This window comes from Pseudomonas sp. LS.1a, assembly GCF_022533585.1.
Classification (GTDB): Bacteria; Pseudomonadota; Gammaproteobacteria; order Pseudomonadales; family Pseudomonadaceae; genus Aquipseudomonas.
Genome location: NZ_CP092827.1, coordinates 4,274,139 through 4,297,926, shown reverse-complemented (window position 1 = coordinate 4,297,926; position 23,788 = coordinate 4,274,139). Strand labels below are relative to the sequence as shown.

The window sequence follows — 23,788 nt, the reverse complement described above, 5'->3', positions numbered from 1 at the left end:
GATGAGCACCGATAACCGCAACACCGATCTGGTTCACCGCTTCATTCGGCTGCCGCTCGAGCAGCGCAAGCTGTTTCTGGAAAAGCTGGCATCCAAGGGCGGCAGCCTGGCGCAACTGCCCATTCCGCAGGTGCGCGGAGACTTCGAGCAGCTGCCGCTTTCCTACGCCCAGCTACGCCAGTGGTTCCTATGGAAGCTGGACCCGGCGAGCGCGGTGTATAACATTTCCTCGGCCTTGCGGTTCAAGGGGAGCCTGGACCGGGCAGCCCTGCAGCGAGCCTTCGACAGCCTGCTGGCCAGGCACGATGCGCTGCGTACCACCTTCCACCAACAGGACGGGCAGGTGCAGCAGGTGGTTCACCCACACCTTGCGTTGACGGTGACCTATGAACAGCTGAATGGGGCAGGCGAGGAGGCCTTGCGCGAGCAAGTGGAGCACGAGGCACGTCAAGGCTTCGACCTGGAGCATGGGCCGCTGCTGAGGGTAAAACTGCTGGCGCGCGATACGCACGAGCACGTGCTGGTGCTGACCCTCCATCATATCATTGCCGATGGCTGGTCCATGTCGTTGATGGTGGAAGAACTCATGCGTCTGTATGAGGCCTATAGCCAGGGCGGTGATGTGCAGCTGCCCGCGCTGCCCATCCAGTACACCGACTACGCCATCTGGCAGCGTAGCTGGATGGAGGCCGGTGAGCAGGCACGGCAACTGGCCTACTGGACCGCGCGACTGGGTGGCGAGGACACGGTACTGGAAATGCCGATGGACCGCCCCCGACCAGCGGTCAGCAGCCTCAAGGGAGGGCGGCTTGCTATTGACCTGCAGGAACAGCAGGCGCGTGCGCTCAAGCAGTTCGCCCAGCAACAGGGCGTAACGCCGTTCATGCTGCTGCTGGCCAGCTTCCAGATCCTGTTGCACCGCTATTCGGGGCAGGCTGATATCCGCGTCGGCGTGCCGGTAGCCAACCGTAACCGGGTGGAAACAGAACGCCTGATCGGCCTGTTCGTCAACACTCAGATACTGCGGGCCGAGTTCGACGTGCAGATGACCTTCACGGATTTCCTGGGCCAGGTCAAACAGCGTGTGGTCGAGGCTCAGGCCCATCAAGACCTGCCGTTCGAGCAACTGGTGGAGGCCCTGCAACCAGAGCGCAGCCTTAACCACAGCCCGCTGTTCCAGGTGATGTTCAACCATCAGACCCAGGCCAGGGGCGAGCGCCGCAGTCTGCCGGGGCTGGAACTGGAAGCTGTGGCGTGGGACAACCACACGGCCAAGTTCGACCTGACCCTGGAAACCTTCGAACACGAAACCGGTATCGGCGCTGCACTGGTCTATGCCACCGACCTGTTCGATGCCTCGACTGCCTGCAGCCTGGCCCGACACTGGCAGAACCTGCTGACGGCCATCGTCGAGCAGCCCACCCAGCGCATCGCAGACCTGGCCCTGCTGGACGCCAATGAGCACCGGCAGATCATCGAAGACTGGAACGCTACCCAGGCCAGCTACCCGAATGCCAGTTGCATCCACCAGCTGTTCGAGGCGCAAGTGGCGAAAACCCCGGATGCCCCGGCGCTGATCTTCGGCGAGCAGACGCTGAGCTATGCCGCCCTCAACCGCCGGGCCAACCAGTTGGCGCACAAGCTACGCGAACAGGGGGTTGGCCCGGATGTGCTGGTGGGCATCGCCATGCAGCGCACCCTGGAAATGGTCGTCGGCCTGCTGGCTATTCTCAAGGCGGGTGGCGCCTACGTGCCGCTGGACCCGGAATACCCGCAGGACCGCCTGGAATACATGCTCGAAGACAGCCAGGCGATCCTGCTGCTGTCGGAGACCAGCCTGATTGCCCGAATGCCCGGGCAGTTCCAGTCGCGCACGCTGCTGCTCGACCAGCTGTCGCTGGAAGGCTACCCGGACACCGAGCTGACCTGTGTGACCAGCCCTCGCAACCTTATCTACTGCATCTACACATCAGGCTCGACGGGCAAGCCCAAGGGCGTGCAGGTCGAGCACCGCAGCGTGGCGGCGCTGATCGGCTGGTCGCTGTCGGTTTACAGCCAGGCAGACCTGTGTGGCGTGCTGTTCTCCACCTCGATCTGCTTCGACTTGTCGGTCTGGGAGCTGTTCGTCACCCTGTCGGCCGGTGGCTATGCGGTGCTGGCTGCCAATGCCCTCGAGCTACCGAACCTGGCTGCCAAGGACCGGGTGCGGCTGGTGAATACCGTGCCCTCGGCCATCAAGCAGTTGTGCGAAACCGGTAACATTCCGCCATCGGTCAAAACCATCAACCTCTGTGGTGAAGCACTGAAGCAGTCGATTGTCGATGACCTCTACCACCTGGAGCATGTGAGTGATGTGTACGACCTGTATGGCCCGTCCGAAGACACGACCTATTCCACCTGCACGCTGAGGGCGGCCGGTGGTAAGGCCAACATCGGCCGGCCTTTGCACAACAGTGCTGCCTACGTGTTGAGCGGTGCACTGCAACCGGTGCCGGTGGGCGTCGTCGGTGAGTTGTACCTGGCCGGTGCCGGTTTGGCCCGTGGTTACCTGAGGCGCCCGGGGCTCAGCGCCGAGCGCTTCATTCCCAACCCCTTCGATGCGCAGGGCGGGCGCATCTACCGGACCGGTGACCTGGCCCGTTATCGGCCTGATGGTGTGCTGGAGTACGTCGGCCGGGTGGACCATCAGGTGAAAGTCCGCGGCTTCCGCATCGAACTGGGCGAGATCGAGGTGCGCCTGCAGCAGGAGGCTGTGCGCGAAGCCGTGGTCATGGCCGTTGACGGGCCCGCTGGCCAGCACCTGGTGGCCTATGTGGTGCCTGCCGATGCTGGCGTGATGGTCGATGCCGCTGCGCAATCGTTCCTGCGTGACCACCTGCGCGCTGCATTGAGGAAACACCTGCCGGAATACATGGTGCCTTCCTACCTGTTGCTGCTCGACAAGCTTCCACTGACACCAAACGGCAAGCTGGACCGTAAGGCGCTGCCACGCCCGGACGTTGGCCTGTCGGAAGAAGTCCATGTGCCGCCGCGCACTCCCTTGCAACAGCAGGTGGCCGCCATCTGGGCAGATGTGCTGAAAGTCGAACGGGTTGGCCTGGGTGACAACTTCTTCCTGCTGGGTGGGCACTCGCTGATCGCAACCCAGGTAACCAGTCGGGTCCAGGAACAGGCCGGGCTGCCGGTCAGTCTGAAGGCGCTGTTCGAACACCCCGATCTGGGCGACTACTGCGCGCAGCTTGAGCAGCTCATGCCACAGGTAGACCCCGTTCAGAATGAACTGGCTAAATCCCTGGAGGCCCTGAAACGTCTAACTACGGAGGAAATTGAAAAGCTGGTTTCTTAGGAGATTTTGACTGTGCAAGAGCTGCTTGAGTCTGTAAAGCTACTGTCCACCAAAGAGCGCCAGGCCCTGGCAGCCTTGCTCAAGCAACAGGGGGTGAACCTGTATGGCGTCACCCCGATCTTCAAGCGTGAGCCTGAAGCGTCGCCGCCCCTCTCCTATGCCCAGCAGCGGCAATGGTTTCTCTGGCAACTGGAGCCTGCCGCATCGATCTATAACCTACCAGCGGCCTTGCGCCTGCAAGGTCATTTGGATGTCGAGGCGTTGCAGCGCAGTTTCGATGCGCTGATTGCCCGCCACGAAACCCTGCGCACCACCTTCAGCGAAGAAGGGCAGGGCGCCGTACAGGTCATTCACCCCGAACACACTCTGGCGCTGGATATCCAGACGCTGCAATGCGCCGACGAAACCAAGGTGCGTGAGCAGGTGGAAGCCGAGGCACGCCGCCCGTTCGATCTCCAGCAGGGGCCACTGCTGCGGGGCAAGTTGCTGCGCCTGGGCCAGAACGAGCATGTGCTGGTCGTGACCATGCATCACATCGTGTCCGATGGCTGGTCGATGCCGCTGATGATCGATGAGTTGATGCAGCTGTATGCGGGTTACAGCCAAGGCCAGGAGGTGCAGCTGCCGACGCTGCCGGTCCAGTATGCCGACTATGCGATCTGGCAACGCCAGTGGATGGAAGCGGGCGAACAGGAACGGCAACTGGCGTACTGGAAGGCACAGCTTGGCGATGAGCAGCCAGTGCTCGAATTACCGACCGATCGCCCCCGTGCTGTGTCCAGTAGCCACCGAGGCGCCCGGCATGAGGTTCGGCTGCCCGAGGCCCTGGTGCATTCGCTCAGGCAGTTGGCCCAGCGTCAGGGCGCAACACTGTTCATGTTGCTGTTGGCCAGTTTCCAGACCCTGCTGCACCGCTATTCCGGGCAGTCGGACATCCGTGTCGGGGTCCCGGTTGCCAACCGCAACCGGGTGGAAACCGAACGGCTGATCGGCTTTTTCGTCAATACCCAGGTATTGCGCGCCGAGTTCGATCTGCAGATGACCTTCAGTGACCTGCTGGCGCAGGTCAAACAGCGTGCGCTGGGCGCGCAGAGCCACCAGGACCTGCCATTCGAGCAGTTGGTGGATGCCCTTCAGCCCGAACGGAGCCTGAGCCACAGCCCATTGTTCCAGGTGATGTACAACCACCAGATGCAGGCCAAGGGCAAGCAGCGCAGCGTGCCGGGGCTGCAGGTGGAGGGGTTGACCTGGGACCACGACACGGCCAAGTTCGACCTGACCCTGGACACCTTTGAATACGAGCACAGCCTCGGCGCTGCCCTGAGTTACGCGACCGACCTGTTCGATGCCGCGACCATCGAACAGATGGCACAACACTGGGTGAACCTGCTGGAGGCGATCGTGCGCCAGCCCGGGCAGCGCGTAGTCGATCTGCCGCTGGTCAGCCTGGCGCAGCAGGATCAGACCGTGCAGGCCTGGAACCCGGCCTTGACGCTTTTCCCAGGCGAGCAGCCCCTTCATCAACTGATCGAGGCCCAGGTCCAAGCCGCTCCGAATGCGGTGGCGCTGGTCTGCCGCGAGCAGACCCTGAGTTACGCCGAGCTCAACCGACGGGCAAACCAGTTGGCGCACAAACTGCTGGAGCTGGGTGCCGGGCCGGATGTGCTGGTTGGCCTGGCCGTTGAGCGCAGCCTTGAGATGGTCATCGGCCTGCTGGGCATTCTCAAGGCGGGCGCTGCCTACGTGCCACTCGACCCGGAGTATCCACAGGACCGCCTCAGCTACCTGTTCGAGGACAGCGGCATACGCCTGTTGCTGACCCAGCAGCACCTGCGTGACGCGCTACCCGTACCGGCAGGCGTGCAGACACTGATGCTGGACGGCGATACCGAGTTGGCCGGCTACAGCGAAGCCAACCCTGCCTGCCAGGTGAGCGCGGACAACCTGGCTTATGTGATCTATACCTCGGGCTCTACCGGCAAGCCCAAAGGGACGCTGCTGCCGCATCGGAACGTGGTGCGCCTGTTTGCAGCTACCCGCCACTGGTTCCATTTCGACGCCAGTGACGTATGGACGGTGTTCCACTCCTACGCCTTCGACTTCTCGGTATGGGAGCTGTATGGCGCGTTGCTGTATGGCGGCCGAGCGGTCATCGTGCCCAAGGATGTGGCACGTTCCAGCGAAGACTTCCATGCCTTGCTGGTACGTGAGCAGGTTACCGTACTCAATCAGACGCCATCAGCCTTCAAGCCGCTTGTCCCGGTAGCCTGCGAGGCGGCGAAGGCCGGCCAGGGCCTGAACCTGCGATACGTGGTGTTTGGCGGCGAAGCCCTGGAGGTGAGCAGCCTCAAGCCTTGGTTCGACGTGTTTGGTGACCGCACGCCGCGCTTGATCAACATGTACGGCATTACCGAAACAACCGTGCACGTGACCTACCGGCCGATCACCCTCGAAGACTTGCAAAAGGGTGCCAGCAGCCCGATCGGCGAGGTGATTCCCGACCTGTCGTGGTACCTGCTCGATGCGGCATTGAACCCGATCATGCCGGGCTGCACAGGTGAAATGCTGATTGGCCAGGCGGGCCTGGCGCGGGGTTATCACGGTCGCCCCGGGTTGACCGCCGAGCGCTTCGTGCCAAACCCCTTCGATGACAACGGTGGCCGCCTGTACCGTTCGGGCGACCTGGCCCGTTACCGTACCGACGGGGTCATCGAATACATCGGGCGTATCGACCATCAGGTGAAGATTCGCGGTTTCCGTATTGAACTGGGTGAGGTCGAAGCACGCTTGCTCGAACAACCTGCGGTGCGCCAGGTAGCGGTGCTGGCGGTGGATGGCGCCAGTGGCAAGCAACTGGTGGGCTACGTAGTACCCGTCGACGCTGGCTTGCTGCAGGGGGCTGAACAGCAGGCCGTGTTGCGTGACAGCCTGCGCGCCGAACTGAAGGCCAGCCTGCCTGAGCACATGGTACCTGCGCATCTGCTGTTCCTGGAGCAGCTGCCGCTGACCGGTAACGGCAAGCTCGACCGCAAGGCCTTGCCGGCGCCGGATGCCAGCTTGCTGCAGGGTGAATATGTTGCGCCGCAAACCGAGCTGGAGCAGCAGATCGCGGCGATCTGGGCCGATGTGCTGAAGTTGGAGAAGGTTGGCCTTGCCGATAACTTCTTCGAGTTGGGCGGCGACTCGATCATGTCGCTGCAGGTGGTCAGCCGTGCTCGTCAGCTGGACATCCAGTTCACCCCCAAGGAGCTGTTCCAGCACCAGACTGTGCAGGGGCTGGCGGCGATTGCACGACGAAACACCGGTACTGCAATCGATCAAGGGCGGGTGGAAGGCAGCATGCCGCTGACTCCGATCCAGCACTGGTTCTTCGAATCGGACATCGTCGAGCGGCATCACTGGAACCAGTCGGTGATGCTGCGCGCCAGCGAGACGCTGGATGAACACCACCTGCAAGCAGCGTTGCAATCGCTGGTCGAACACCACGATGCACTACGCCTGCAGTTCGTCCAGGAGCATGGCCGTTGGCAGGCCAGCTTCGGCGGTGCCGGGCAGGCTCTGTTGTGGCGTCGAGAGGTGGCAGATGCTGGGGCGCTGACATCGTTGGCCAACGAGGCCCAGTGCAGCCTGAACCTGGAGCACGGCCCGTTGCTGCGTGCCGTTCTGGCCGACTTGCCGGACGGCAGCCAACGCCTGTTGCTGGTCATCCATCACCTGGTTGTGGACGGCGTGTCCTGGCGGGTGCTGCTGGAAGATCTGCAGCTGGCCTACCAGGCGTTGCGCAGAGGCGAGCTGGTGCAATTACAGGCCAAGACAACGTCATTCAAAGCCTGGGCCGAGCAGTTACGGGGCCATGCGACTAGCGCAGCGCTGCAAGCGGAGCTCGGCTATTGGCAGGCGCAACTGCACGGCGCCAGCGATGTCCTGCCGTGCGACCGCCCACAAGGCAGCAACCTGGGGCGGCATGCCACCTCGGTCAGTACCCGCCTTGACCGCGAGCTGACCCGGAAACTGCTGCAGGACGCACCGGCAGCCTACCGCACACAGGTCAACGATCTGTTGCTGACAGCACTCGCCCGGGTGATCAGCCGTTGGACGGGTAACGCCGATGTGCTCGTGCGCCTGGAGGGCCATGGGCGTGAAGACCTGTTCGAGGGGGTCGACTTGAGCCGCACCGTGGGTTGGTTCACCAGCATGTATCCGGTCAGGCTCAGCCCGCAGGCCGGAATGGCCGATTCGCTCAAAGCCATCAAGGAGCAGTTGCGCGCGGTGCCCAACAAAGGGCTTGGGTATGGTCTGCTGCGCTACCAGGGCGACGCCGAGGCGCAGGCGACCCTGGCGGCCTTGCCGCGTGGCGAGATCGTGTTCAACTATCTCGGCCAGTTTGACGCCAGCTTCGACGAGCAAGCGGGGTTGTTCGAGCCAGCCAAGGAGTACCCTGGCTCCACCTGTGACGAAGATGCGTCGCTGGGCAGCCTGTTGGCACTGAACGGGCAGGTGTATGGAGGTGAACTGAAACTGGGCTGGAGCTTCAGCCGCGAAGTGTTCGACGAGGCTACTGTCCAGCACCTGGCCGACGATTATGCGCAAGAGCTGGCGCTGCTTATCGCCCATTGCAGCCAGCCACAGCACCGTGGCGTCACGCCCTCGGACTTCCCGCTGGCCTTCCTGACGCAGGCGCAGCTGGACAACCTGCCCGTGCAGGTCGAGCAGGTCGCCGATCTCTATCCGTTGTCGCCGATGCAGCAGGGCATGCTGTTCCATACCCTGTACGAACAGCAGTCCGGTGACTACATCAACCAGATGCGCGTGGATGTCCAGGGGCTGGACGTGGAGCGCTTCCACCAGGCCTGGCAGGCGGCGGTGAATAACCACGCTATCCTGCGCAGCAGTTTTATCTGGCAGGGTGAGTTGGAGCAGGCCGTGCAGGTGGTGCACAAGGAAGTTGTGCAGGCGCTGGTCGAGCACGACTGGCGCGGCCAGTCGGCATTGGAACAGGCACTGCAAACCTTGGCCGAGGGTGACCGCCAAGCTGGTTTCGCGCTAGACCAGGCACCACTGCAACGGCTGACGCTGGTGCGCACGGCGGATGACTGCCACCATTTGATCTACACCAACCATCACATCCTGATGGATGGCTGGAGCACTTCACGCCTGCTGGGAGAGGTGCTGCAGCGTTATGCCGGGCGGCAGGTCACGGCACAGACGGCACCATATCGCGACTATATCGCTTGGCTGCAGCGCCAGGACGCAGCGGCAGCCGAAGCGTTCTGGAAGGCTCGGTTGGCGCCGCTGGGGGAGCCGACCCGGCTGTCCCAGGCGGTGCGCCGAGGCGCTCCACCGCAGCAAGGCCAGGGTGAGCACTATCAACTGTTCGATCGCGAGATAACCCAGCGAATCGAAGGCTTCGCGCGTGCCAACCGGGTTACCGTCAATACCCTGGTGCAGTCTGCCTGGTTGCTGTTGTTGCAACGCTACACCGGGCAGCCTGCCGTATGCTTTGGTGCCACCGTGGCGGGGCGCCCTGCGGACCTGCCGGGGGTGGAGGAGCAGATCGGCCTGTTCATCAATACCTTGCCGGTCATCGGTGCGCCGCGCAGCGAGCAGACCGTGGCCGAATGGGTTGCCCAGGTGCAGGCCTGCAACCTGGCCATGCGCGAGTTCGAGCATACTCCGTTGAACGAGGTGCAGCGCTGGGCCGGCCTGGGCGGCGAATCGCTGTTCGACAGCCTGCTGGTGTTCGAGAACTACCCGGTTTCGCAGGCTCTGCAAGAGGGTGCACCAGAGGGGCTGCGCTTCGGTCCGGTGGCCAACCTGGAGCAGACCAACTACCCCCTGACCCTGGCCGCCACCTTGGGTGAGACCCTGTCCATCCAGTACAGCCACAACCGCGCCAACTGGGACGATGTGGCTATCCAGCGCTTGGCCGAGCATTTCGGCAATCTGTTGCGGGCACTGGTCGATGATGCTACGACGGCTATTGGTGAGCTGTCGTTGCTGGGTGGGGCCGAGCGCCAACGGGTGCTGCATGACTGGAACCCTAGCGCGGCAATTACCCCGTCCGGCATGTGTGCTCACCAGTTGTTCGAGGCGCAAGCCCGTGAGCGACCCGATGCGTTGGCGCTGGTGTTCGGTGAGGAGCAATTGACCTACCGCGAGCTGGACCTGCGCACCAATCGCCTTGCGCACTTGCTGGTTGCGCACGGTGTTACTGCCAACAGCCTGGTGGGCGTTGCTGCCGAACGCGGCCTGGCACTGGCCGTGGCGTTGGTTGCCATCCACAAGGCCGGCGCGGCTTACGTGCCACTGGACCCGGACTACCCACAGGACCGCCTGGCCTACCTGATCCAGGACAGCGGCATTGGCGCGCTGCTGGGCGACGCTGAGGCCATGGCGCGCATGCCGGTGCCTGCAGGCCTGCCATGCATCGACCTGCAGCCGGGTGAGCAGTGGCTGCAAGCTTTTAGTGAGCAGTCGCTGCCCTGTGAGGTTTCGCTCGACAGCCTGGCCTATGTTATCTACACCTCAGGTTCCACCGGCATGCCGAAGGGCGTGGCCATTGCTCACCAAACGCTGTCGGTGTTTTGTGACGTCGCCAGTGTCTACTCGCAGTTGACCCCGCAAGACCGGGTACTGCAGTTCGCCACATTCAGTTTCGACGGGTTCATCGAGCAGTTCTTCCCACCGTTGTCGCGTGGTGCGTGCGTGGTGATGCGCGACCAGCAGCTGTGGGACACCGACACCTTCAGCGAGCAGGTCATTCGCCATGGCGTCACTGTGGCTGACCTGCCAGCGGCCTACTGGCGTTTGCTGGCGCTGGATCGCCGCGCTGCGCACACCTATGGCCGTTTGAAACAGATCCATGTCGGCGGTGAAGCCGTGGCCCTGGACGGGCTGCAGGCATGGCTGGAGGATGGGCCGGTGCAGGTACGCTTGCTCAATACCTACGGCCCCACTGAAGCTACCGTGGTCGCTACCACCTATGATTGCTCGCGTCTGGCACAGGTGCCCGGCGCGCAGAACGGCGTGCCGATCGGTCGTGCGCTGGCCGGGCGCGTCATGCGTGCCCTGGATGATGGCCTGTCGCCTACGCCAATCGGTGTGTCGGGTGAACTGTACATCGGTGGTGACGGCTGCCTGGCTCGTGGCTACCACCAGCGGCCGTCGCTGACCGCCGAGCGCTTCATTCCGGACCCGCTGGCTGAAACACCGGGCGCGCGCCTGTACCGTACCGGTGACCTGGGATACTTCGACGAGCAGGGTGAGCTCGCCTACCGTGGCCGGGCCGATCATCAGGTGAAGGTACGTGGCTTTCGCATCGAGCTGGGCGAGATCGAGCAACACTTGCAAGCGCATCCACGGGTCCGCCAGGCAGCGGTTATCGCCGCCGACCATGCAGGCGTCAAGCAGCTGTGCGGATATGTGGTGCCTGTTGACCAAACCGTTGAAAGTGCGGATTTGTGCGCGGCGCTGAAGCAGGCACTGAAGGCCAGCCTGCCGGACTACATGGTGCCGACCTACCTGATGCTGCTCGAGCGCATGCCCATGACCCCGAGTGGCAAGCTTGACCGCAAGCAGCTCCCGGGTATCGATCAGGCGCAGGCGCACAGTGAGCATGTGGCACCGCGTAATGCGCTTGAGCGGCAACTGGCGGATATCTGGGCTGGCGTGCTGAAAGTGGCGCAAGTCGGGATTACCGACAACTTCTTCGAGCTAGGTGGCGATTCGATCATTTCGATTCAGCTGGTCAGCCGCGCGCGCCAGGCGGGTATCCGCTTTACGCCCAAGCAACTGTTCCAGCACCAGACGGTGGAACTGCTGGCTGGCGTTGCAGAAGTTGGCGTGCAAGTTAGCGATGATCAGGTCACAGGCAGCCAACCGGTATCCTTGGCTGGCCTGACCCAGGCGCAGCTGGATCGGCTGCCGGTACCCGTGGAGCAGATTGACGATATCTACCCTCTGTCACCGATGCAGCAAGGCATGCTGTTCTATAGCGCCCAGGGTGGGGACGCGGCGCTCTACCTCAACCAGACGTCGGTAGCGGTTGACGGCCTGGATATCGAGCGTTTTGCAGAGGCCTGGAAACAGGTGGTGGCGCGGCATGACATCCTGCGCACCGGGTTCTGGTCCGACGCGCAACTGACACAACCGATGCAAATCGTTCATCGCCATGCCGAACTGTCGATCCGGGTGCTTGACTGGCGTGACCGTGAGGTCGAGGCCGCGGCTTTGCAGGCCTTGGTCGACAGCGACGCCGAGCAGGCCTTCGACATGTCGCAGGCCCCGTTGATGCGGATAACGCTGGTGCGTCTGGATGGCCAGCGCATGCAACTGATCTGGACCCGTCATCACATCCTGATGGATGGCTGGAGCAACTCGCGCCTGCTGGGTGAAGTGTTCCAGGCCTATCATGGACAGGCGCTGGACACGCTTGTACCGCGCTTTGGCGACTACATCCGCTGGCTCGAGGCACAACCTCAGGCCGAGCTCGAGGCGTTCTGGACGCGCAAGCTTGCCGCGCTGGAAAGCCCAACTCTGCTGGAACAGGCGTTGCTGCCACGGCCGGATGCCAACCTGTCAGGGCATGCAGCGCTCTACCTGCATTGGGATGCCCAGCGTACCCAGCGCCTGCGTGCTCTGGCTCAGCGCCTGCGGGTAACACCCAATACCTTGGTGCAGGCCGCCTGGTTGCTGCTGTTGCAGCGCTACAGCGGGCAACAGGCTGTCTGTTTCGGCGCTACCGTGGCCGGCCGGCCGGCGAACCTGCCGGGTGTGGACAACATGCTCGGCTTGTTCATCAATACGCTCCCCGTCGTGCAGGCGCCTGCCGCACATTGGCGCGTCAGCGACTGGCTGCGGCAACTGCAGGACTACAACCTTGAGTTGCGTGACCACGAACATGCGGCGTTGTCGAATGTTCAGCGCTGGGCCGGGCGCCCGGGGCAACCGTTGTTCGATAGCATCATCGTGTTCGAGAACTACCCGCTGGACGATCGTCTGCACGACAGCAGCGATAACGCCTTGCAGTTTGGCGCCGTGACCGAGCGAGGTGTGACCAACTATGCAATGGACCTTGCCGTACACCTGACCGATGTTCTCTCGGTGGAGTTCATGTACCTGCGTGGCAGCTTCAGTGAGGCCGCTACCGCGGTTATCCGTGGCAGCTTCGAGCGCCTGCTCGAAGGTATGCTGGACAACCCGAATGCCGCCCTGGGCAGCCTGCAAATGCTGACATCAGGGCAAGTGCAGCAGGCCAACGAGCGCAACCTGATGGTGCCAGGCACAGCGGATGTGCCGGGTTTGGCCCAGCGTATCGCCGAGCACGCTCGACTGCAGCCTGATGCCCCGGCAGTGGTCTGCGCTGGTCAGCAGTTGAGCTATGCGCAGCTTGACCAGCGTGCCAACCGCCTGGCGCACCACCTGCTTGCCCTGGGTGCCAGGCCGGAAACCACGGTTGGTATTGCCCTGGAACGCTCGGTAGAGGTGATTGTCGCCTTCCTCGCGGTGATGAAGACCGGTGCTGCCTACGTACCGCTGGACATCGATTATCCTCAGGAGCGTTTGCAGTGGATCGTCGAAGACTCGGCCATGCACTTGCTGCTGACCAACAGTGCCTTGCGCGAGCGTTTCACCGAGGTGGAGCAGTGCGTCGAGCTTGACCGCCTGGAGCTGGCAGGCCTGCCTGCCAGTGTGCCGCACGTGCCGGTGCTGGACGACAACCTGGCCTATCTGATCTACACCTCTGGCTCGACTGGCAAGCCCAAGGGGGTAGCAGTCAGCCACGGGCAGATCCGTATGCATTGCCAGGCCATTGTTCAGCTTTATGAGATGGACGAAAGCACACGTGAGCTACTGTTCATGTCGTTCGCTTTCGATGGTGCCCAGGAGCGCTGGCTGTCGACGCTGTCGTCAGGTGGCTGCCTGGTGGTCCGTGGCAATCGCTTGTGGACTGCGGAGGAAACCTGGCAAGTCCTCCATGAGCAGCGCATCGATATCGCCTGCTTCCCGCCGGCCTATCTGCAACAGTTGGCCGAGTTCGGCGAGAGCCAGCAACAGGCTGCGCCGCCTGTGCGCATTTACTGCTTTGGTGGCGATGCGGTGCCCGATGCCCTGTTCGAACTGGTCAAGCGTTCGCTACGGCCGCAATACCTGACCAACGGCTACGGGCCTACCGAGACGGTGGTCACGCCGTTGCTGTGGAAGGTATCGGCCATGCAGTCCTGCCAGGCAGTGTATGCGCCGATCGGTGATCGGGTCGGCCTGCGTACCCTGCATGTGCTCGATCAAGACCTCAATCCACTGCCTGATGGCGTGGCGGGTGAGTTGTACATCGGTGGAGAAGGGCTTGCGCGGGGCTATCACCAGCGTGCGGCGCTTACCGCCGAGCGCTTTGTCGCCGACCCGTTCGCCGACGGTGCGCGCCTTTACCGTACCGGCGACCGCGTACGCCGCCGTGCCGATGGCACCGTCGACTTCATCGGCCGACTCGACAACCAGTTGAAGATTCGCGGGTTTCGCATCGAGCCAGGCGAGATCGAAGCACGCCTGCGCAACCTGGCTGGGGTGCGCGATGCAGTGGTAGTGGCGCGTGAAGGTGCCACCGGCAAGCAACTGGTTGGATATGTGGTCAGCAGTAGTGTGGTCACCACGCCGGCACAATTGCGCGAAGCCCTGCGTGCGGAGCTGCCGGATTACATGGTACCAGCGCAACTGGTGCTGCTTGATGCGATGCCCCTGACACCCAACGGCAAGATCGACCGCAATGCGCTGCCGGCACCTGATTTTGTAGGGCAGCGCCTGCGTCTTGCGCCGCGCAATGAGGTTGAGCAGGCCTTGGCGCAAATCTGGCAAGAGGTGCTGAGTATTGAGGAAGTCGGTATGGACGACAATTTCTTCGAGCTGGGTGGCGATTCGCTACGGGTGCTGAAAATGCTTTCCAAAGTGCGTGGGCACAGCGGCTTGCAGTTGGACCTGAAGTTGCGTGACGTAATGGCCAGACCGACCATTGGTGAGCTGTCGGGCTACTCGGCTACTGAAGCCAGCCTGGACCCGGTGCTATTGCTCAACACCCGTATCGCCAGTGGCACGCCGCTGTTCTGCCTGCATGCAGGCTTCGGCACGGTGTTCGACTACGAGCCTCTGGCGCGTCGCCTGGAAGGTGTGTGCAGTGTCTATGGCGTGCAGTGCCGCATGCTGCTGGACCGCACGTGGCAGGACGAGTCGCTGCAGGCGATGGCTATCGACTATGCGCAGTACATCCGCCAGAAGCAGCCTGAAGGGCCGTATCGGCTGGTTGGCTGGTCGCTGGGTGGCACCTTGGCGGTGCTGGTAACCCAGGAGCTGGAGCGACAGGGGCAGGCAGTGGCATTGCTTGGCTTGGTGGACAGCTTTGTGCCAAATGCGTCACATGCTGAGGTGGTCGAGGACTGGAAGGACGATTTGCAGGGTTTCCTCAGCGTGTTGCTGGGCGTACCCAAGCAACAGCTGGCAGTGCCCGCCGTGGCCGTGGGTACTGATGTTCAGTCGCTGCAGGGCGTTATTGGGCAGATACGCGCCGCGCAGGCCGGCCAGTCACGTTATGCCGATATCGACAGTGCCGAATTGGCCCACACATTTGTGGTGGCGATGCGCTTGAAAGCCTTGTCGGCGAACCTGACCAGCCTGCCGCGGACCCGGGCATTGGCAACCTGCTGGTGGGCTGGCCGGGATGGCGACCCGGCCTGGACCTTCGAAACAGAGGGTAACCATACGGTCGAGGCGGGGCACTATGACATTCTCAGGCAGCCTGAAGTGATCGAAGGCTTGGCCATGCACTGGACGATGGAGGACGCCATGGCTGATTGAAGGACGCTGACGGGCTGACCTGATGTCATCACCCATCGCCCCGCACTGGCAGCCCGGAAGCTGCTGATGCGGGGCGATGTCGTTTACTCACAGGGTTGACGTAGCCTTGCACCCCTCGGGGGCTGCGCTTGCACGGACAGGAATGACTTGCAAGGGCGGCACGCAATGTGTGGTAGCAAGGGGAGAGGAAACAGCAGAGGGCGCAGGGAGGGCGAAGCGGGGGAAGTGTGGCCAGACCCGGTGCATGTCCCGGGTCTGCCCTGTGCGGCTTAGAAGTCGTAGCGCAGAGTCACCGTGGCGTTGCGCGGCGCACCGTAGTGGCCGTAACTGCCTGCCATGCCTGCGTAGTACTTCTTGTCGAAGAGGTTGTTGACGTTCAGCGTGGCCGCCAGGTTCTGGTTGATACGGTACCGAGCCATCAGGCTGGCGACGTAGTAGTCATCCTGGGTGACGTGGCTGTTGTAGCGCGGATACTGCAGTGTGGACTTGGAGTTCCAGTTCACGCCACCGCCCAAGGTCAGCTTGTCCCAATCGCCTGGCAGGCGGTAGGTGTTCCAGAAGCGGAATGTGTCCATCGGCAGTTGGGTGGTCTGGCGAACGCCATCTGCGTCCTCGGTACGGGAATGACTGTAGCCGGTATAGACGTTCCAGCCAGGCAGTACTTCGCCCGAGAGTTCCAGGTCCACGCCTTTGGTCTCTGCACCGTCAATCGCTTTGAAGGCATTGCCGCCGGTCGGCGACTTTTCGGTGGTCTCCTCGGCGAAGTTGTCCCTTTGTACCAAGTAGACGGCAACGTTGGCGTTGACACGGCCATCCAGGAATTCACCCTTCCAACCCATTTCGTAGTTCTTGCCGACCTCCGGGTCAAGAGGTTTGCCGCTGGCGTCGATATTGCTCTGTGGTTTGAAGATATCGGTATAGCTGACGTACACCGATTGCTCTTCTGTCAGGTCGTAGACGAGACCGGCATACGGCGTCACTACTCCATGCTCTTTCTGGGTATCAGGCGTGATTGGTTTACCGATGATGCCCAGGCTGTAGTCGAAGCGGTAGTCGGAAGCACGCGCACCCAGAATCAGGTGCAGGTCGTCAGTGAAGTTGAACCGTCCGGCGACGTAGTAGCCGCTCTGGCGGTTGAAGATATCGAATTTGATGCTTGGCGAAAGCTCGTCTTTGCCTGGCTTGGGCGTCACGTTTTCCCAAGTGAAGTAATTGATTTTCTGGTCAGGGCCGGCGTATTCGCGATGCTTGTTCTCATACTCCAGGTAGTTGTAGCCGAAAATGAGTTCATGAGATTGTCCAAACAACTGGAAAGGCCCTTGGAGGGAAACGTCAGCAGCTTTCTGGTATTGGTCCGCCGATGCAACGCCAGCGTTGATGGTCGTCGAGCCATCAGGTTCCAGGTACGACCTGTTGGTTCTGGTAGAAATATAGGAAGAGAACGTGTCGCGATCGACGTCCATGTACAGAGTGGAAACTTTCAGTTGCCAATCGTTGGCCAGTTGCTGCTCAAGCGTCAGTGTATAGTTGGTGGTTTCGTAGTCATCGTAACCCCAGCGAGCATCGGAACTTTTCGACCGGGAAAAGTTGGTGGGCTGGCCGTTGGTGAAAATCAGCGGAACGCCTGAGGCACCATTGACCTTGTAGGTCTGTCGGTCGATACCGAAACGAACCAGGGTGGTGTCGGTAAGGTCCGCTTCCAGTACGCCGTACAGGATGCTCCGGTCCTGGGTGTACCAGTCCATGAAGGTGTGGTTGTTCTGCTGTGCGGCGACAAAGCGTCCGCGTACGTTGCCTTCTTCGGTCAGTGGGCCGGAAACGTCCGCTTCTGCGCGGTAGTAATCCCAGGAACCAGCGCCGCCCTGGATATAGGACTTGAACTCCCGCGTCGGGCGTTTGCGGATCAGGTTGACCACGGCACTGGGGTCGCCGGCACCGGTCATCAGGCCCGTTGCACCGCGGACGATTTCCACCCGGTCATACAGGGCCACATCCAGCAAGGTGCTGGGCATGTTACGGGTCTGGTTATCCTGAAACGTGGTGACGCCATCGAACTGGTAAGTGTTGATTGCGCTGCCGCGAGAATAGATGTTGAAGCGCTCGCCCCCATCCTGGGACATGGTAATGCCAGGGGTCTCTCTCAGCACGTCGGTCATGCTGCTCAGGTGCTGGTCATCCATGCGTTGGCGGGTCACCACCGTGATGGTTTGCGGCGTCTCACGGATCGACAGGTTCATCTTGGTGGCGGTGTTGGTCACACCGGTGGTGTAGGAACCCGTGCCTTCGGTAGTGGCACCAAGCCCCACGCTATTGACGTTGGTTGCCGAAAGCTCGACCTGGCCGTCCTGTGCCGCCGAACCGGCTGTCACTGTCACGGTGTTGCCATCAATCTGGTAACGCAGCCCGGTGCCTTGCAGTAATGTCTGCAGCGAAGACTGCAGGTCATGCCGGCCCTTGAGGGCCGTGGAACGTAATCCGCTGATGTCCTCCGGGCTATACAGCAACTGGGTATCGGTCTGCCTGGCCAGTGCCTGCAACGCCGAGTTCATCGACTGCGCGGGAATATCCAGGGTCCACTCCTGCGCCTGCACCTGGGCGACCATCGCAGCGGATATCGCCAGGCCCAGGCCGATGCGTGTGAACGCGCGCTGGGGACGAAGGGAATGACGGATCAGTAGTGCTTTGGCAAGCGGGTTGAGCGAGCCGGGGAGGGACTTGGACATCTATTGCGGTCTCGTTGGCAGAGGGTTTTTTTCTATGTCAGCTATAGGACGCAGCACCTGTGAAAAACCGGAACGATTCTTATTGACGATTTTTTTAACCGATGCTGCGTTAACCGCGTCACAACTTCACAGTTCGCGTGCTACGCGAAAGCCGAGGAAGTCACCGCGGGTGGTCTTGAGGCGGTCGTTGCGGTTGGCCGAGCGGGAGAAGATCGGCGGCTCGCCCCAGTCGTTGCCACGCATGTGCGCGCGAATGCACGTGGGGTCCTGGATCCAGGCGCTGCCGTCGGTGGGGGCGCCTTCATAGCTGTCGTGGTAGCAGTCGGCGACCCATTCGTAGACGTTGCCGTGCATGTCGTACATGCCGAAGGCATTGGGTGGGTAGCTGCCCACCGGGGCGGTGAAGGTATGACCGTCCTTGGGGCCATAGGTGTTGGCGTGCTTGCTGATCTCGTACTTGCCCGGTTCGTCGAAGGGGAAGGGGAACGGGCCGCTGGAGCCGGCACGGGCGGCATATTCGCGTTCGGCTTCGCTGACCATGCGGTACGGCTTGCCGGTGGTTTTCGCCAGCCATTGGGTGTAGGCCTGCACTTCGTCGTAGTCGACGCACACCGCCGGCTGGCGGGGGCCTTGCTTGTAAGTGGGCTTGCTGGCTTCGCACCAGCGGCCGGGGCGGTCGTCGCCGCTCTTGATGACGGTGCCGGTGGCCTTGATATAGGCGTCCAGTTCGCCGGCGGTGACCTGGTAGCGGCTCATGGCAAAGGGCTTGGCGAAGGTCACGGTGTGCAGCGGGCCCTCGTCGGGCTGGCGGCCGACTTCGTCGTCGGGGGCCCCCATCAGGTAGCTGCCGGCGGGCAGCACGACCATCTCGGGGCAGTCCTTGCAGTCTTTGAACACATCGCCGGGCTTGGCGGCGTGGGCGTAGGCGCTGACCAGCAGCAGGCAGGTGATCTGGGCTGGCCGGTAGAGCCAGGCGGTTACGTTCATCGGTGGTCCTCGAAACGGGTGAATGCGGGCTGCGTTTCGCATTCAGACGAATCGGGGCGGTGAAAAATTAACCAATAGAGATGCGATCCCATGGTCGCGGCTGGCTTGAAGAAACTGGAGGGTTGCCTGAACCTCCTGTGTGCGGGTTTATCGAGGCGTCGAACCGCCGCGAACAGTCCGACGCAGTGAATGGCACCGGCTGCGCCGGTGTTCGCGGGTGAACCCGCTCCCACAGGGATCGCGGCAGCTTCAAGACAATGAGCAGGCAGTTGCCCTACTGGCGCGAGGGTGAGTTTGGGGAGGTTGCCAGCTGCCTGGCACCGGGCTATAGTCCAGCCCATTGTTCTTTTCCCGAAGACCTGTTCATGCCAGCCAGCCCTTCCACCACAAGCTTTGCCATCGCGCCAGTCGCGGGCATGGTCGTGCGTGGCTGCCAGCAGCCGGCGATGATCAGTCACTATCCACCACCACCTGTCAGTGGCGTCGTAGGCGGCGTAGCTCCGCCTCCTTGCGTGGTCGTGCTGGGCTGATCGGCTTCTGGCCGCATCCCTACGCACACGCAACCTACTGAACACGGTCGGCGACTTCCCACGCTGAAGCGCACGCCGTCCGTCTGGCTTATTCGCCTTATATCAGGTGGCAATACATGTCTGTCCTTAGCAAAGCATCCGTGGCCTCGGCGGCCACGACCAGCCTGTTCGTCCTGCTGTGGAGCAGTGGGGCGATCGTCTCCAAGCTGGGCCTGGCGCATGCCAGCCCGTTTGCCTTCCTGCTGTTGCGCTCGGCGCTGGCCCTGGCCGGCCTGCTGCTGATCGGCCCGCTGCTGGGGCTGCGCTGGCCGCGCAGTCGCGGGGCCATCCTGCGGGCCCTGGGCACCGGCTGCGTGTTGCTCGGCGCCTACCAGATCTTCTACCTGCTGGCGCTCGCCACCCATGTCACTCCCGGCGTGATGGCCACGGTGATGGGGGTACAACCGATCCTGACCGTGGTACTGATGGAACGCCAGCGCTCCTGGAGCCGCCTGTTCGGCCTGGGGTTGGGGCTTGGCGGGTTGATCATGGTGGTCTACCAGGGCATCAACCTGGGCGGGGTGTCGCTGGCGGGGATGCTGTTCGCCTTGCTGGCGCTGGCCAGCATGACCTTTGGCTCGATCCTGCAGAAGCGCATCACCGACAACCCCATGGGCACGCTGCCGCTGCAGTACCTGGCCGGCTTTGCCATGTGCGCGCTGTTCGCGCCGCTGCAGCCGCTGCATGTGGAATGGACTGGCGGTTTCGTCGGCGCGCTGCTGTGGATGGGGCTGGTGGTCTCGCTGCTGGCGACCCTGCTGCTGTACCGGCTGATCGCCAAGGGTAACCTGGTCAATGTCACCAGCCTGTTCTACCTGGTGCCGGCAGTGACCGCGGTGATGGACCTGCTGATCTTTGGCAACCGCCTGGCGCCGCTCAGCCTGCTGGGCATGGGGCTGATCGTGGTGGGCCTGCTGTTCGTGTTCCGCAAGCCCGCCGCGCGCCTGGCCGAGGCGTAGGCCCTAGCGGAATTCTTCGGGGATGGCGTGGCGTAGTACGCCTTCCTCGAAGTCCAGCAGGCCGGCTTCGCGCTGGGTGAGCAGGTAGTAGAGCAAGGTGTCGAGCGAGCGCTGCGGCGGGACCTCGACCGCCAGCATCTTCACTGCCTGCTCGGTTTCGCAGTTGCAGCCGAAGTCGTGCAAGGCCGCGCGTACCTGGTCCAGGGTTTCCGGGGGCTTGACGATAACCCGGAACACCGAGCTGCCGCTGCTGCGGCGCAGTTCGGCGAACCAGGTTTCGCCGGCTTCCTCACGGGTGCCGATCAGGTCGCCCGGGGCGATGCCGTAGACATGGAAGGGAATGTTGTCGACGGCATAGCCGCCTTCCACGGCCTTGGCCCACAGGCCCTCGACCGAGGCGGGCGGGTAGCCGTTTTCGTCTTGCTCCAGGCGGAACAGGACTTTCTTGTACGCGCTGTTCATCCTGTACTCCGCTTCAGCTGCGCGCCGGGCGCAGCACCAGCCACAATGCCAGGCCAATCAGCAGGCCGCCGTACAGGTGCGCCATCGACAGCGGTTCGTCCAGCAGCCACGCCCCCCACAATACGCCGAATACCGGGATCAGGAAGGTCACGGTGCTGGCCTTGACCGGGCCGATCTCCTCCAGCAGGCGGAAGTACAGGATGTAGGCGAACGCTGTGCACAGCAGGCCCAGGCCCAGCAGCGACAGCCACACCTGCCAGCCGCCCCAGCTGGCCGGTGGCTGGCTCAGCGCGCTCCAGGCAAACAGCGGGCTCAGCATCAGGGTGGCGCCGAGCATGCTGCCCAGTGCCGACAGGCGGCTGTCCAGGCCGCTGACCCAGCGGCGGGCGAGGAAGCCGGCAAAGCCGTAGCAGGTAGTGGCCGCCAGGCAGGCGAGGGCGCCTTGCAGCAATGCCAGGTCCAGAGCCACCGGGCCGGCGCCGCTTAGAATGCCGACGCCGAACAGGCCCAGGAAGATGCCGCAGAGCTTGGCCAGGGTCATTGGTTCGCGGAAGAACAGCGCGCCGACCAGCACACCCATCAGCGGCGTGGTGGCGTTGAAGATTGCCGAGTAGCCGGCGGGCAACACCTGGGCGGCCACGGAGTAGAAGGTGGCGGGGATACCGGAGTTGATCATGCCCAGTACCAGGCAGGCGCCGAGCTTGCCCTGGAAGTCCCAGCGCACGCGGGCGGCGGCGAGCAGGGCGACCAGGCCCAGGCAGGCGATGGACACGCGGAAGAACGCCGTCGGCACCGTGCCCAGCTCGGGGGCGATGATGCGCATGAACAGGAAACTCGCCCCCCAGACGGCGGCAAGGGTCAGCAGGCGGGCTAGGGCGATGGGGCTCACGACGGTCTCCGGAGGCAGGGCAGGGGCGCGAGTGTACGCCAGGGGGGCAGGGGATTCTTGTGCTTTCTTGCGGTGTAAACCTGTACTGGCCTCTTCGCGGGTAAACCCGCTCCCACAGGATTACTCACAGGGCCTGAGCATTGCAGAGAAGCTGTGGGAGCGGGTTTACCCGCGAAGAGGCCAGTACAGGCGCCGTATTCCGGACAGGCAGACTAAGCTCTGTATCTCACCCTTGCACCGAGGTCTTCGCATGCCCCAGCCCTGGCCCGCTGTCGAAATCGCCCGGATGATCCTTGCCGGCTTCGACGACTACCGCGACCACTTCCAGCGCATCACCCTAGGTGCCCGCCAGCGCTTCGAGCAGGCGCGCTGGCAGGATATCCAGCGTGCCTCCGCCGCCCGCATCAACCTCTATGAAGAGAAGGTCGCCGAGGTCAACGGCTGGCTGCGCCAGGGCTTTGCCGAGGACGTGCTGCTGGATGTGGAACAATGGCCACTGGTGAAGAACGCCTACATCCACCTGATCGACCCACGGCTGGACGACGAACTGTCCGAGACCTGGTACAACTCGCTGTTCTGCAGCCTGTTCAGCCACGACCTGATCAGCGACGGCTGCATGTTCATCCACACCACCCGACCCTCCATGCGCGGCCGTGAGCGCGCCGCGCAAACCCGTACCTATCGGCCTGACGCTGGGCTCAAGGGCCTGCTGCGGGCGGTGTTCACCGATTACCCGTTCGATGTGCCGTACGGTGACCTGGAAGGCGACCTGGTGCGCCTTGAAGAGCAACTGCGCGACTGCCTGCCGGACTGGGTATGCAAGGACCCGTCCCTGGCGGTAGAGCTGTTTTCGCCGGTGCTGTACCGCAACAAGGGCGCCTATCTGGTTGGCCGACTGTTCAACAGCGATGAGCAGTGGCCGCTGGTCATCCCGCTGCTGCACCGCGAAGGGCATGGTATCGAGGCCGATGCGCTGATCACCGACGAGGCCGAGGTGTCGATCATCTTTTCCTTCACCCGCTCGTACTTCATGGTCGATGTGCCGGTGCCGGCAGAGTTCGTCAACTTCCTCAAGCGCATCTTGCCGGGCAAGCACATCGCCGAGCTGTACACCTCCATCGGCTTCTACAAGCATGGCAAGTCGGAGTTCTACCGGGCGTTGATCAACCACCTGGCCAGCAGCGACGACCGCTTCGTCATGGCGCCCGGGGTGCGTGGCATGGTCATGAGCGTGTTCACCCTGCCGGGCTTCAACACGGTGTTCAAGATCATCAAGGACCGTTTTTCGCCGTCCAAGACAGTCGATCGCGCCACGGTGATCGACAAGTACCGGCTGGTGAAAAGCGTCGACCGCGTCGGGCGCATGGCCGATACCCAGGAGTTCGCCGATTTTCGCTTCCCGCGTAGCAAGTTCGAGCCGGAGTGCCTGGCCGAACTGCTGGAGGTGGCGCCATCGACCGTGGCGCTGGAGGGGGACACGGTGCTGATCCGTCACTGCTGGACCGAGCGGCGCATGACACCGCTGAACCTGTACCTGGAGCACGCCAGCGAGGGCCAGGTGCTGGAGGCGCTGGAGGATTACGGCCTGGCCATCAAGCAGCTGGCGGCGGCGAATATCTTCCCTGGCGACATGCTGCTGAAGAACTTTGGCGTTACCCGCCATGGCCGGGTGGTGTTCTATGACTATGACGAGATCAGCTTCCTGACCGAGGTGAACTTCCGCCATATCCCGCCGCCGCGTTACCCGGAAGACGAGATGTCGGGTGAGCCGTGGTACTCGATCGGGCCGCATGACGTGTTCCCCGAGGAGTTTCCACCGTTTCTGTTTGCCGATATCGGCCAGCGGCGCTTGTTCAGCCGCTTGCATGGGGAGTTGTATGACGCGGACTACTGGAAGGGGCTGCAGGCAGCGATTCGTGAAGGGAAGGTGATCGATGTGTTTCCGTATCGGCGCAAGGGCCGGTGACTGTGCTTTAGCAAGCCCGGCCTCTTCGCGGGTACGGTACAGG

At 62.8% G+C, this 23,788-nt stretch carries 8 protein-coding genes; 4 read left to right on the top strand and 4 right to left on the bottom strand.

The window, feature by feature from the left end; genetic code table 11:
* The first annotated feature begins 1 nt into the window (after position 1).
* Positions 2-3,346, top strand: coding sequence for an amino acid adenylation domain-containing protein (locus MKK04_RS19875; RefSeq protein ID WP_241105907.1), 3,345 nt, complete (start codon positions 2-4; stop codon positions 3,344-3,346).
* A gap of 12 nt (positions 3,347-3,358) precedes the next feature.
* The gene (locus tag MKK04_RS19870) at positions 3,359-15,190 is read left to right on the top strand and encodes a non-ribosomal peptide synthetase (protein ID WP_241105906.1); all 11,832 of its coding nucleotides are present in this window, start codon (positions 3,359-3,361) and stop codon (positions 15,188-15,190) included.
* Positions 15,191-15,459: 269 nt separating this feature from the next.
* On the opposite strand, the gene MKK04_RS19865 is transcribed toward MKK04_RS19870, so the two are convergent.
* The gene (locus MKK04_RS19865) at positions 15,460-17,913 is read right to left on the bottom strand and encodes a TonB-dependent siderophore receptor (protein ID WP_241105905.1); all 2,454 of its coding nucleotides are present in this window, start codon (positions 17,911-17,913) and stop codon (positions 15,460-15,462) included.
* Between the two features lie 126 nt (positions 17,914-18,039).
* Complete coding sequence (pvdO, locus tag MKK04_RS19860; protein WP_241105904.1) at positions 18,040-18,900, bottom strand: dihydropyoverdine dehydrogenase; 861 nt, start codon at positions 18,898-18,900, stop codon at positions 18,040-18,042.
* 646 nt (positions 18,901-19,546) lie between these two features.
* Between pvdO and MKK04_RS19855 the strand changes: the two genes are divergently transcribed.
* The gene (locus tag MKK04_RS19855) at positions 19,547-20,428 is read left to right on the top strand and encodes a DMT family transporter (RefSeq protein ID WP_207830857.1); all 882 of its coding nucleotides are present in this window, start codon (positions 19,547-19,549) and stop codon (positions 20,426-20,428) included.
* Between the two features lie 3 nt (positions 20,429-20,431).
* Here MKK04_RS19855 and MKK04_RS19850 read toward each other — a convergent pair whose 3' ends face one another.
* Complete coding sequence (locus MKK04_RS19850) at positions 20,432-20,890, bottom strand: DUF4265 domain-containing protein (RefSeq protein ID WP_207830860.1); 459 nt, start codon at positions 20,888-20,890, stop codon at positions 20,432-20,434.
* Between the two features lie 13 nt (positions 20,891-20,903).
* Complete coding sequence (locus tag MKK04_RS19845) at positions 20,904-21,779, bottom strand: DMT family transporter (protein WP_063912951.1); 876 nt, start codon at positions 21,777-21,779, stop codon at positions 20,904-20,906.
* Positions 21,780-22,029: 250 nt separating this feature from the next.
* On the opposite strand from MKK04_RS19845, the gene aceK reads away from it, so the two are divergent.
* The gene (gene aceK, locus MKK04_RS19840) at positions 22,030-23,745 is read left to right on the top strand and encodes a bifunctional isocitrate dehydrogenase kinase/phosphatase (protein ID WP_233693744.1); all 1,716 of its coding nucleotides are present in this window, start codon (positions 22,030-22,032) and stop codon (positions 23,743-23,745) included.
* The last annotated feature ends 43 nt before the right edge of the window (positions 23,746-23,788 follow it).